Annotated in this window: 10 protein-coding genes; 7 read left to right on the top strand and 3 right to left on the bottom strand. The window is 40.7% G+C overall.

Features of this window, described 5'->3' with window-relative positions; all coding sequences use genetic code 11:
- The first annotated feature begins 7 nt into the window (after positions 1-7).
- From CAP51_RS09250 to CAP51_RS09225, 6 genes are all read left to right on the top strand, one after another.
- Positions 8-637, top strand: coding sequence for a 3-oxoacid CoA-transferase subunit B (locus CAP51_RS09250; protein WP_087620479.1), 630 nt, complete (start codon positions 8-10; stop codon positions 635-637).
- Between the two features lie 414 nt (positions 638-1,051).
- A complete protein-coding gene (locus CAP51_RS09245; RefSeq protein ID WP_087620478.1) occupies positions 1,052-1,429 on the top strand; it encodes a carboxymuconolactone decarboxylase family protein in 378 nt (125 codons plus the stop codon).
- A 492-nt stretch (positions 1,430-1,921) separates the two neighbouring features.
- Complete coding sequence (locus tag CAP51_RS09240) at positions 1,922-2,515, top strand: TetR/AcrR family transcriptional regulator (protein WP_087620477.1); 594 nt, start codon at positions 1,922-1,924, stop codon at positions 2,513-2,515.
- Between the two features lie 96 nt (positions 2,516-2,611).
- Entirely contained in the window at positions 2,612-3,757 is a 1,146-nt protein-coding gene (locus CAP51_RS09235; protein ID WP_171294766.1) for an efflux RND transporter periplasmic adaptor subunit, read from the top strand.
- A 2-nt stretch (positions 3,758-3,759) separates the two neighbouring features.
- Positions 3,760-6,882: an efflux RND transporter permease subunit gene (locus tag CAP51_RS09230; RefSeq protein WP_087620475.1), complete on the top strand. Its 3,123-nt coding sequence runs from the start codon at positions 3,760-3,762 to the stop codon at positions 6,880-6,882.
- Positions 6,882-8,294, top strand: a complete 1,413-nt coding sequence (locus tag CAP51_RS09225; protein WP_087620474.1) for an efflux transporter outer membrane subunit — start codon at positions 6,882-6,884, stop codon at positions 8,292-8,294. The genes CAP51_RS09230 and CAP51_RS09225 overlap by 1 nt, the downstream gene beginning before the upstream one ends.
- 234 nt (positions 8,295-8,528) lie before the next feature.
- Here the strand turns inward: CAP51_RS09225 and CAP51_RS09220 are convergent, their stop codons facing one another.
- Genes CAP51_RS09220 through CAP51_RS09210 form a run of 3 tightly spaced genes read right to left on the bottom strand, consistent with a single transcriptional unit; the run spans position 8,529 to position 12,619 of the window.
- Entirely contained in the window at positions 8,529-9,575 is a 1,047-nt protein-coding gene (locus CAP51_RS09220) for an HlyD family secretion protein (RefSeq protein WP_087620473.1), read from the bottom strand.
- A gap of 18 nt (positions 9,576-9,593) precedes the next feature.
- Complete coding sequence (locus CAP51_RS09215; protein WP_087620472.1) at positions 9,594-11,162, bottom strand: MFS transporter; 1,569 nt, start codon at positions 11,160-11,162, stop codon at positions 9,594-9,596.
- Entirely contained in the window at positions 11,162-12,619 is a 1,458-nt protein-coding gene (locus CAP51_RS09210; RefSeq protein ID WP_281249267.1) for an efflux transporter outer membrane subunit, read from the bottom strand. The genes CAP51_RS09215 and CAP51_RS09210 overlap by 1 nt, the downstream gene beginning before the upstream one ends.
- Positions 12,620-12,813: 194 nt before the next feature.
- Between CAP51_RS09210 and CAP51_RS09205 the strand changes: the two genes are divergently transcribed.
- Complete coding sequence (locus CAP51_RS09205; RefSeq protein WP_087620470.1) at positions 12,814-13,419, top strand: TetR/AcrR family transcriptional regulator; 606 nt, start codon at positions 12,814-12,816, stop codon at positions 13,417-13,419.
- The last annotated feature ends 204 nt before the right edge of the window (positions 13,420-13,623 follow it).

Below are 13,623 nucleotides of genomic sequence, written 5' to 3'. Positions count from 1 at the left end.
CACAAAAATGGCATGGACTAAAAATCAAATGGCACAACGTGCTGCACAGGAGTTAAAAGATGGTTTTTATGTCAATTTAGGCATAGGTTTGCCTACATTGGTGGCGAATTATATCCCTAACAATATCAATGTTTGGTTGCAATCAGAAAATGGATTATTAGGGATTGGTGAATTTCCCACTGAAGAAACGGTTGATGCTGATTTGATTAATGCAGGAAAACAAACAGTTACCGTTAAAGCAGGTGGTTCATTTTTCTCAAGCTCAGAATCTTTTGCCATGATCCGTGGTGGACATATCGATGTAGCCATTTTGGGCGCAATGGAAGTTTCAGAACAAGGAGATTTGGCTAACTGGATGATTCCAGGGAAAAAAGTTAAAGGTATGGGCGGAGCGATGGATTTAGTCGCAGGTGTACAACGCGTCATTGTATTGATGGAACATTGTACTAAAGATGGTTTCCCAAAAATTCTTAAACAATGTCAGCTACCACTTACAGGGTGTCAAGTTGTTAATCGAATTATCAGTAATTTAGGGGTATTTGATATCACCATACAAGGGATTCGGGTAATTGAATTGGCAGAGGGTGAAAGTTTGGAAAATGTCCAGCAAGTCACTGGCGTGCAACTCATACAGTAATTAAAAAAGTATTAAGCTGGAAGAGATCATCTCACTGACATTTATAATTGCAGGAGCATGTACGCCATTGGAAGAATTTCAGGGTAGTCTAGCAACATTGATTGCACCAGAATTATGTACAATCAGCATCAAAGAAATACTTAAACGGGTGAATATGTCTCTCCTTGTGTTCATGAAGCCTTAATTGGATGTGTACTTTGCGCAGGGTAAAGCAAAATCCTGCAATACAAAGTTTGATGCTGGTGGCCTTTAATCCATGAGTAATGTGCCTTATTTACTGAATAAGGCAGATAAAGGTTACTGTACTGTTATGGGATATAAAAAATTATTGGAGGAGGCGAAGTAACAGCAATTGTTATAGAATGAGTTTCATAAAATATCATTTGCTTATATATATATTTTAGGAGTTATCAGATGTCAGACGCAGATTATCAAAATGGTTTAAAGGTAAGAACTGAGGTGATGGGTGAATCTTTTGTCCAACGAGCAAAAGACAATACCACCGATTTTAACCGTCCTTTACAAGACTGGATTAATGAACATGCTTGGGGTTCGACATGGCAAAGAGGTGTATTACCGAGAAAATATCGATCCTTGATTACTTTGGCAATGTTAACCGCACTTAAAAGTCCCAAGGAATTAAAAGGACATATCCGAGGTGCTTTGAATAATGGCTGTAGTATTGAAGAAATACAGGAAACATTGTTGCATAGCTTACCCTATTGTGGTGCGCCTGCGGCACAAGAAGCTTTTAGAGCAGCTGAAGAAGTTCTTGTGGAATTGCAAAATTAAACACAATCTTGATATAGGGAATCAGGGTAAGTATGGCTTTTATCTTTAGCCAAAGATCAACTAAGTTTTATCATGAAATGACATTATTATAAAAAGCAAAACAATGGATTTTTTTTGTGATCATATTATGCGCTTAGCAAAGCGCATAAATTATATATCAACCTAATAGAACAGATGTCATCATTCATATGATTAAAATTAAAGTCTAATGATGATGCGTATATGATTGATTGTAAGGTACATTGAAATTGCACATTCTTTATTTTCATCTATTTGATTATGTTAAAATATTTTTATTAAAATAAAATGTGATGAAACACTCCGAAGAGTAGTTATTCCTTATTTAAATTTAGGATGAATTATGAAGATAGGTCATCGAAAAATAACATAAAACTGAGAATGCATATTCTCAATATTGCTACAATAAATCATCTTTCGATTAAAGTTGAAACGAGATAAGGCTGCAATATGGTAGATACACTACTCAGGAAAATGACAAAAGAAGAAAAACAACAGGCCAGGCAGCAATTTATTCTGGAAAAAACACTGCAACTGGTATTAGAACGAGGCTTAGATGCCTTGTCGATTGCCAATGTCTGTATTGTAACAGAATTGGGAGCGGGTCAGATTTATCGTTGCTTTAAGGATAAGAATGATCTATTGCAGCAACTACTTATCTATCTTACCAAGAAACGGATCCTGCATTTCCAACAGGATCAATTTAATTTATCTCGAAAGGCCAAAGAGCTGGCTTCCGGCAATATTCATCATTTACCAGCCGCAGAATTAAAGCTATTAATTGATAGTATGTTTGCCGCAGAAAAATACCATATACAGGATGTCTTACAGTGTTCAGAAGAAATGTTAATGACCGAAGGGATTCGACAACTTAAACAACATTTTCCACATACTTCGGCAGCAGAAATTAGAGCAATATCAGAAGTCTTGGCAGTATTAAGTGAAGGTATTATGCTGCGTAAGGCAAATACATTTTCACACGATGCAAATCCTGAAATTCTGGAAAAAATCTATTTTGCTTTTTTAACCACCTTGAATGATATGTTTAATGCAAAACCCTTGAATTAAGCCGGTTGTCAAACACATAAGCACGATGAGAAATTTATGGTAACTCAATATTCTATATCGCAAAAATCTATCATATATCTGTTTTTATCTTTGTATATGATCACTATTTCTGCTTGTTCTGGAGAACAAAAAGCAGCACCTGAAAAAACAGTTGCCGAAGTGGGTGTGGAAGTTTTACAACCGCAATCAATTGAAGTTCAGCAAACTTTGGCAGGCCGTTCTACTGCATATTTAAGCTCGGATGTGCGACCACAAGTGAGCGGTATCATCAAGCAGCGGTTATTTAATGAAGGGGATTATGTCAAGGCTGGCCAACCTTTATATAAGCTGGATGATAAGTTATTTGTTGCCGCTTATGAGAGTGCTAAAGGTGATTTGCAAAAAGCTCAGGCGGCCTTAATTTCAGCACAGCCCAAAGCTCAGCATTATCGTAATTTGTTAAAAATTGAAGCAGTCAGTAAACAGGATGTTGCCGATGCCGAATCAAGTTTAAAAGAATATCAAGCTGCGGTAACATCTGCACAAGCTGCATTGAATACAGCAAAAATTAATCTGGATTATACGGTTATCCGTGCGCCAATTTCTGGACAGATTGCAACATCAACTTATACACCTGGTGCGCTGGTTACTGCCGAGCAAACCACAGCATTAACCACTATTCAGCAACTTAATCCAATATATGTGGATATTACCTTATCCAGTTCGGAATTATTAAGTTTAAAAAAACAAATGGATAATGGACAGCTACAAGCTATTAGCAAAATTCCTGTCGATATTATTCTGGAGGATGGTTCAACCTACAATCAAAAGGGCCAACTACAATTTATAGGTTCCTCCGTTGATACTGGCACAGGTGATGTTAAATTGCGTGCATTGGTACCTAATGCTAATAATTTATTATTGCCGGGTATGTATGTTAAAGCCAAATTACCGATGGCGGTTAATCATCAGGCGGTATTGGTACCACAAAGTGCGGTCACGCGTAACCATAAAGGTGACGCGGTTGTGAAGCTGGTCAATGCCCAAAATAAAGTTGTGGAGCAAGTAATTGAAACCTCCGGTACACAGAATAATTACTGGATTGTCAGCAAGGGAATCCAATCGGGCGATCAATTGATTATTGATGGTGCCAGTCAGGTGTCATCAGGTGATAGCGTCAAAATTAGTGCCAAACAAAATCAAAATACAGTCGCAGCAAATACCACTACACAGACCACGACCCAAAACTCAGACAAGGAATAATAATGGCAGATTTTTTTATTAATCGACCCATTTTTTCTTGGGTCATTGCAATTGTGATTACACTGGCAGGCGCATTTTCAATTTTTACCTTGCCGATTGAGCAATATCCGGATATTGCGCCACCGACTGTTCGTGTCAGTGCTTCCTATACTGGTGCATCAGCAGAAACTACCGAAAACTCAGTGACTCAGGTCATTGAACAAAATATGACAGGGTTGGATAACCTGTTATATATGTCCTCTAGCAGTTCTTCTTCGGGGAGTTCTTCGGTGACTTTAACCTTTGCTGCCGGAACAGATCCTGATACAGCACAGGTTCAGGTGCAAAATAAAGTTCAGCAGGCCCAATCCTCATTGCCGGAATCAGTACAAACCAATGGTGTAACGGTTACCAAATCTTCGGGTAGTATTTTTATGGTGCTCAGTTTCTATTCTGAAGATGGCAGCATGAGTGGTACTGATCTTGCGGATTATATGGTATCGAGTGTCAAGGACCAGATTAGCCGCCTCGATGGCGTTGGTAACGTGCAGGTCATGGGTTCAAAATATGCAATGCGCATTTGGCTAGATCCTGATAAATTAAAAACCTATGGTTTGATGCCAAGTGATATATCCAGTGCTATTCAGGCACAAAATAGCGATGCGACAGCAGGTTCCATCGGCGCATTACCCGCAGTGAAAGGACAAGGATTAACGGCCACGGTTACCTCCAGAAGCCGTTTAAAAACAGTCGAACAGTTTAAAAATATTATTTTAAAATCTGATAGTAGTGGATCAGAAGTCAAATTATCAGATGTTGCCACGGTAGAGTTGGGCAGTGAAGATTACGCTGCTTCAAGTACTTTTAATGGTAAAAATGCCGCAGGTATGGGAATTGAGCTGGCTTCGGGTGCCAATGCACTGGAAGTCTCCGAGACTGTTGAAGCGAAACTGAAAGAGCTACAGCAATTTTTCCCTTCCGGGGTAAAGTATGATGTGGCTTATAGTACGGCACCCTTTGTTAAAATTTCCATTGAAGAAGTGATCAAAACATTATTTGAAGCCATCGTACTGGTGGTACTTATCATGTTTTTGTTTTTGCAAAGATGGCGGATTACTTTAATTCCAGTGATTGCTGTGCCAGTGGTACTCATGGGAACATTTGGGGTGCTGGCAGTTTTGGGATATTCAATCAATACCTTATCCATGTTTGCCATGGTATTGGCGATTGGTTTGCTGGTTGATGATGCGATTGTTGTGGTAGAAAACGTTGAACGTTTGATGAGCGAACAGGGCTTAACGCCGAAGCAGGCTGCGCATGAGTCAATGCAGCAGATTACCGGTGCATTAATTGGAATTGCCATGGTGCTGACAGCAGTATTTATTCCAATGGCATTTTTTAATGGTTCAACAGGGGCAATCTACAGGCAGTTTTCCATAACAATTGCTTCTGCCATGGTGTTATCTGCCATCGTCGCATTAACCATTACACCGGCATTGTGTGGCTCATTACTCAAACCACATGATGAAAATGAAAAAAAATTACGCACAGGTTTACTTGGTAGTTTTTTTGCGTGGTTTAATCGCATGTTTAACCGGAATACCGAGCGTTATCATCGTGGTGTGACATGGGTACTGCATCATAAAAAAACCATGTTGGCAATTTATGCAGCAATTCTGGTGTCGATTGTAGGGTTATTTATGATAACACCAACTTCATTTTTACCAGAAGAAGATCAGGGTATGTTGATGGTCAATGTTAAATTACCATCAGGTGCAACGCAGGAACAAACCCTGAAAGTGATTAAAGATGTTGCCGAGTATGTCAAAAAACAACCAGAAGTGGAATCAGTGATGAGTGTCGCCGGTTTTAGTATGGGTGGCAGTAGTCAAAATAGCGGCATGAGCTTTGTCCGCATGAAAGACTGGTCAGAACGTAGTGATAGTTCTAGCGAAGTCGGGATGCGTATTAGTCAGGAAATGGCCAAGCATTATAAGGATGCACAGGTTTTTGCCATGGCACCATCGGGAATTCCTGGTCTGGGACAGGGTTCCGGTTTTACCTTTGAATTATTGGATTTAAATGGCCAAGGGCATGAAGCGCTGGTGGCTGCAAAAAATCAGTTATTGTCACTTGCCAGTCAAAATAACAAATTACAAAATGTACGTTATGGTGGTCAGGAAGATACTGCAACTTTGGCATTAACCATGGATGACTCAAAAATTGGTTCACTGGGTTTAAGCCAAAGTGATGTTGATAGCGTACTGTCAACTGCACTGGGTAGTAGCTATGTAAATGATTTTATTAACAATGGTCGTATCAAAAAGGTTTATATACAGGGTATAGACAATGCACGTATGCAACCTGATGATATTAAGCGTTGGTATGTCCGTAATTCTGATGATCAAATGGTACCATTTTCCTCCTTCACACAAATTGGCTGGAGTTATGCACCAGCATCATTGGCTCGATATAATGGGACAGCATCAATTGAGTTAACCGGTGAAGCAGCTACAGGTGTAAGTTCTGGTACAGCCATGTCAGAAATGGCAAATCTTGTCACGCAACTTGGTGATGGTTTTGGCTATGCATGGTCGGGATTATCGTATCAGGAGCAACAATCCGGCAGCCTTGCACCTTATTTGTATGCAGTGTCAATTCTATTTATTTTCCTGTGTCTGGCTGCTTTATATGAAAGCTGGTCAATTCCATTTTCTGTGTTGCTTGCTGTTCCAATTGGTATTTTAGGGGCATTATTGCTTACCAATTTGCGCGGTCTATCCAATGATATCTATTTTCAGGTAGGTTTGCTCACGACCATTGGCCTGTCAGCCAAAAATGCTATTTTAATTGTCGAATTTGCGCGTGAACTAGAAGAAAAAGGGGAAGACCTGATCACAGCTACATTACATGCAGCAAAAATGCGCTTGCGCCCAATTTTAATGACCTCCTGTGCATTTTTATTAGGCGTATTTCCGTTATTAGTGAGTAGCGGAGCTGGTTCAGGTGGACGTCATTCACTCGGCACAGGTGTATTTGGCGGTACACTGGTTTCGACTGTGATCGGGATTTTCTTCGTGCCTTTATTTTATGTGTTGATACGTAGCATTTTTTCTAAAAAAACCACAACACGGGAGCAGATATAATGCGAGTTCATTTTATTGCAAACAGCGTATTAATCGGTGTGTTGGGGTTAACAGGATGTGCAAGTATGGCACCTGAATATGGACGACCATCTTCACCTGTAGAAGATAACTTTGCCAATACATCGGTTACAGGGATACAAAATACCCAAGTCACCGAACTGGCGTGGCGTGAAGTCTTTAATGATAGTCGTCTGCAACAAGTAATCGCGTTGGCATTAGAAAATAATCGTGATTTACGGGTTGCCATGCTGAATATAGAAAATGCCCGGGCACAATATCGTATTACCAGTGCAGATGCCTTACCAAGCATTAGTGCTAGCGCATCACAAACCAATAGCCGTACTGGCAGTGGCAATAGTGCAAGTACCAGTCATAATGCCAGTCTGGCAGTTGGATTTACAAGTTGGGAGCTGGATTTATTTGGACGGATTAAAAGCCTGAAAAATGAAGCACTGGAAAACTATTTTGCACTTCAAGAAACGCAACGCAGCGTACGCATGAGTTTGGTCGCAGAAGTAGCAGCAGACTGGTTAAATGTATTGGCCTATCAGCAAAAATTACAGTTTGCCGAACAGGTTTATACCAGCCAGCAAAAAACCTTGCAATTAACTTATGCCAAATACAAGGAAGGAATCGCTTCGGCACTGGATTATGAAGAAGTAAAAACCAGTGTTGACAGTGCACGTGCAGATATTGCCAGTTATCAAAAGCAGTTACAACAAGCGCAAAATGCACTGGATTTGGTAGTAGGAACCAAAGTGGCTAAGCAATATTTACCCGAGGCCTCTACACAGCTTGATAGTGTAAAACTCGCAAATATTCCTGCCAATCTATCTTCTTCGGTTTTATTAAATCATCCGGATGTGCTTTATGCGGAGCATATGCTGAAATCTGCCAATGCAGATATAGGTGCAGCACGGGCGGCATTTTTTCCGACTATCGCATTAACGGCCAGTGCAGGTCGCAGTAGTAATCAACTTACCAGCCTGTTAAGTAATGGGGTAAATACCTGGTCATTTGTCCCTACGATTAGTGTCCCCATTTTTCAGGCTGGCGAGTTAAAAGCATCTCTGGATATGAGCAAAATTCAGAAGAATATTTATATTGCCCAGTATGAACAGGCCATTCAGAGTGCTTTTGCCAATGCCGCAGATGCACTTACCACGCGTGAACACATTGTCAATCAGGTTGATGCACAACAAGATTTAGTGCGTTCTTCTTATCGGACATTCTATTTAACTGAAGCACGGTACAAAGAGGGTATAGATGACTATCTTGATGTATTAACCGCACAGCGAACATGGTATACAGCACAGCAAAATCTAATCACATTATTACTGGAAGAGGCCACAAATCGTGTCACTTTATATAAAGTCTTAGGTGGCGGAGCAGATGCTGTTGCGCAGTCTTGATGCAATCACTATTTAATCAATTGATATTTCATAGCCTAAAATAAATAATGGCACTTTGGAAAAACATTCAAAGTTGATGGTGTTTTTGAGATTGCAATAAAATGAGGCTTCGACAGGTGATGCTCGCATATAGCCCAAGTCTGTCGAAGCCTAAAATATTTAAAAATTGTCCATAGATTTAAGCATCATTCCAACAAAAAACTTGTTATAAAATACCAAATAAATATCACCATATTACGCACATTTATTCAGATCGATATGCACGACAGGTCGAACCGACATTCCCACGCGTAATTTATTAAAATTGGGCTGATCCGAATTTACGTGAATCCTTACGGGTAAACGCTGTACGATTTTGGTGAAATTTCCTGTGGCATTATGAGGTGCGATTGCCGACATGCTTGCGCCACTGGCTGCGCCCAGACTTTCAATGGTGCCGTTGAAATGTGTTTGTGGCAGTGCATCAACGTGAATATCGACCTTTTGTCCTGCGCACATATGGCTTAACTGGGTTTCACGGAAATTTGCTTCAATATAAATAGAATTCAGTGGAACAATGGTCAGTAGAGGTGTTCCTGTTTGCGCATAACCACCAACACGTGCTGTTTTCTGATTGATAAAGCCACTGATTGGGGCGTTAATATCAGTATAGGACAATTTTAACTGTAATGCATCAATCGCTGCTTTCGCTGCAATAATATCTGCATTGGCTTTTTCCAGATCTGCCTGTAAAACCGGAATTTGTTGTTTACTGGCTGAAAGTGCAGCATTGTTTTTTTGATATTGACCTTGCTGGTTTTGTAATTGTGCTTCTGCTTGCTGTTTGGCCTGTACAGTTCCCGAACCATCAGCTGCCAGATTGGAAAAACGCTGATAATCTTGTTGGGCCAGCTTTAAACCGGATTGATCAATATTTAAATTGGCTTGTGCCTGCTGGATTAAACTTTGTTGCTGAGCAATCAGGGCCTTTAACTTATGTGCATTGGCTATTTGGCTATTTAAATTTGCCTGAGCATTTTTGAGTTCAACCTGAATTTCCCGATCATCAATTTTTAATAAGGATTCCCCAACTTTGACAAACTGATTATCCTGAATGGCAACCTGTTCAATTGTCCCGGAAATTTGTGCTGCTACTGTCGTGGCATCTGCCTGTACATAAGCATCTTCGGTGGACTGCTCTTTTTGATCAGCTTCCGAGCGATTCAACAGATAATAGCAAATGATCAGCACGGCAATAACAATAATACCGATGAGTATTTTAAAACGTAAATCTTTGGTCATGATGAAAATCCTGAAAATCTATTTTGAATCATTAGGCTGAGGAGCTTTGGGGGCAGTCTGAAGTTGCGGCGCAGGAATATATTGTAGGCAGAGCACAATAGGAATCAGTACAACTGCAATGATGGCAAAAAAACGATATAAATCTGCGGTAGCCAAAATAGTGGCTTGTTGACTGATATCGGCTGCCAATTGAGCCAGATTGATATTGAATGGTGTCGATTGATGGGTATGCAAAGCTGCCTGATCAAGCAGTTGTTCATGATAAATTTTACTGCGCTGGGACAAAAATTGCCCAACCACACTGGCACCGAAGACTGTACCAAACGCCCGTAAGGTATTAATAATGCCTGCTACATAGGGACCTTCCATCGGTTGTACCACGCTGGTCCCCAGAAATAACATGGAAACTACAGCAAGCGGTTGACCAATCATCTGGAGAATTTCTGCTGGCATAAATTCCGCAATTCTCCAGTCCGAAGTAATGAAGGAAGCCATCCAGCAAGCAAGCGCAATACACATTAGACCAAGTGCAAATAAATAACGGGCATCAACCCATTTTTGATACAGTAAAAGTGCCACAATTGAACCCAAGACAAGTTGTGGTAAGCCCACAACCAAACCAATGGCAGCAATTTGTTGCAGACGGAAATTATGTAGGTGCATCAAAGTATTACTTGGTAAAACCACGGCACTGGACATCACAATCAATAAGATAAAAAACACACTAAAGCCTAAGCCTAGGTTACGACGCTGCAAAAGTTGCAGTTTCATAAAAGGTGTGGGATGTCGCCATTCTGTAATGAGAAATAAGCAGGTAAAGACAATACCGGCCAATAAACTACTTTGAATAATAGGCGAATGAAACCAGTCCAGCCGTACGCCCTGATCAAAAGCGATAACTAAAAAAGCCAGTCCGGGAATCCCCAGACACATACCCAGCCAGTTACCTTGCTTAAGACGGGGAAGTACCAGTGGCATTTTGGGAATCCCATAATTCACCAGTCCTAGCGCCATGAGTCCAAGAGGAATAACATGCCAGTATGCCCAGCGCCAGTCTTCTACATGATCAACAGACCAGGTCGCAATTGCTAGTGCTACATTTGGTGAAAAGGTCGCGGTTAGTGCGTATAAGGCCAGTCCATGTAGACGAATATGCGGTGGCAAAAAGCGCAAGGCAGCCATCATCAAAATTGGAATCAATGCCCCAGAACACAGGCCCTGCAAGGCACGAACTGTTAACAGTAAATTCAAATTATGAATAAATGGAATAATTGCAGCCAGACATAAGGCTGTGCTTAACATCAAGGAATGAAAACGGCGCATGGAAAAAGTAATTGCACACCAGGTCGCAAAAGGCATAGCAGCCAATTCACCTGCCGAATAGACAGTATTTAACCATGAGGCATCATCACTGGCAAAACCCAACGCACCTTGCATGTCTACCAATACCAAGCCTGCAACCCGGTTATTTAATCCCGCCACCATAGCCGCAATTAAAATACCTAATAAGCCACAGGCAATCCGTGGGGTAAACAGAATGATACCGGGCGGTCCCTTCGGCACAGAAGATGCGTGATGATCGGACATTAGCGCTTCTCCTGTACAAGTTGATGAGAAAATTGTGCTGCGCCTTCACCACCTAGGGCACGATATAGCGCAACAATAGATAATGCTGAAGCTGACCAATTCTGAATCAGCTCAGATTGTGTCAATAGCGTCTGTTTTTTGGCATTGATGAGTTGAGTACGATCAACCGTACCTTGCTCTAAATTACGATTGACCACATGTTGAGTGATTTGATTTTGGTTAAGCTGTTGCTGTAATAGTTCAACATCTGTTTTGTTATATTGATAATCTGTTAACGCATTATCAACCTCATGCCAAGCATTCAGAACAGTTTTTTGATAATTGATCGCGGCAATTTTTTGTCGGGTTTCATTCAGTGCTAATGTACTTTTTAGTTTACCACCTTCAAAAATCGGCAAATGAAAAGTTGGACCGATCGCATATTGCCGTGAACTCCAGCTGCCAAAATCAGAAAGTGAAAACGCCTGTAAGCCACCCTGTGCCGTTAAACCGATACGTGGATAAAAATCAGCCTGAGCAGCCTGAACATTTTCCAAGGCAGCGCGTAACTCTGCATCAGCCTGCAAAATATCAGGACGATATTTTACCAAATCGGAAGCTAAACCGATCGGTATTTGTGATGGTAGTGGTGGTAATGTTACGGAAGTGAGTAGGCTATCCAGTTGTTTTGGTGCCATTCCCAGCATTTGCGTGATACTGTTTTTAACCAAATCAATCTGTTGAGTTAATTGCTCAAGTTGCTGCTGGGCTTGGATTGCCTGTGATGTGACAGTTGCAAGATCGGCATTGGTTGCAACACCATTGTGTAATTTTTTCTGATAGATTTGAATTGTTTCCAGATCCAGTTGATAAATCTGCTGTTGTATAGTTAATTGGTTTTGCAAGCCACGAAGTAGAAAATAATATCTTGCCAGTTCTGCCGATAACGAAACCTTAACTTGCTGCTGATCATAATATTTGGCGTCTATTCCTGCCTGAGCGGCCGAGCGTAAATGTTTGAGATAGCCCCATAAGTCCAGTTCCCATGAAGACTGTACACCCATGCTCCAAAGATTGTAAGCATGATGACTTGCACCTAATTTGGCCACTGGAATATGTTGGCTAATGGCGGAGCGGGAATAATCTGCATCTAGACTGATTTGTGGCTGTAAAGATGCATTGATTTGTCCCAATGCGGCCTGACTTTCTTCAATTTTTAACAGCGCAATTTGATTATCTGGATTGCTTTGAGCCAGTTGTTGCTGTAGCTGTGTTAAAACCGGATCATTAAAAAGTTGCCACCATTGCTGTGGTAACGACTCTTGGTGAAATTCCGGATGTTGTTGCAGAAAATTTTGCTGTTGTTGATGGAATGCCTGAGCCTGATCAACTGCAATATCTGTTTTTGGCATGAGAGATGATTGCTGCACACATCCAGATAAAGTCAGCAATGTGGCAGATCCCAAAATGACTAACATATATTTATGATGAGCCAAAACAGAGTTAAAAATGTTGAGCTGTTGCATTATTAGTGTGCTAAATAACTGTACCGATCGGTACTATAGCAAGAAAAATGAGTATGTCTAATTGGTTTTTTAAATCGATTTAAATGGTTTAAATTTGATAATATAAGTAAACTACATCGTTTTTTTGAATGGAAAAGTGACTGGCAATGACAACATTAAATGAAAAATCCATGCTGATATTACATGCGGCACGTCGTATTTTTCTAACCCATGGATTTAGTGCTGCCACCACGGATATGATTCAAAAAGAGGCAAAAGTTTCAAAAGCCACGTTATATCATTGTTTTGCCAATAAAGAAGCCATGTTTGCTGCGGTGATTAAATATCAATGCCAGCAAATGGCAAACACAGTGAATGCTATTGAGACATCTTCACATAATATTGAGCAGTCTCTTAGAGATTTGGGGCACGCTTATTTAAAATTTATTTTATCACCGGACGGACTGGCTTTTTTTCGGGTTGCAATTGCAGAAGCGCCACGTTTTCCAGCGTTGGCACGACAGTTTTATCTCTCTGGTCCACGTCAAATGATGCGTATTATTGCTCAGCATTTGGAACAGGCTGTTGATGACGGACAGATCGATGTACAACAATTTGGCTATGAAACTTCAGCGTCCTTATTTATTAATTTACTCCGCGGAGAAGGGCAACTGGAATGTCTGACTCACCCAGAAGCACAACCTTCTGATGCACAGATTGATTTTTGGGTGGGCAGTGCAGTGACGACGTTTCTTAAGGCTTTTGCACGCTAAGCAATGTTGAGTGCAAGACAACATGCTCATGCTACTGCCTAACATGAGCAAACCTTGTTTGTGAATCAAGTTAAGGATAGTTGACATAAAATAACCAACATCTAGATAAATCGTGATCACTGCATGACAACAGCTTAAAATCTATCTATAAGTTGTGTAAATAGGAGGAAAAATACAGGATAAATCAATTCTGGCATTGATTTA

The organism is Acinetobacter populi (assembly GCF_002174125.1).
Taxonomy (GTDB): domain Bacteria; phylum Pseudomonadota; class Gammaproteobacteria; order Pseudomonadales; family Moraxellaceae; genus Acinetobacter; species Acinetobacter populi.
The sequence above is the reverse complement of the archived record's forward strand: the minus strand, read 5'-3'. Positions and strand labels throughout refer to the sequence as shown.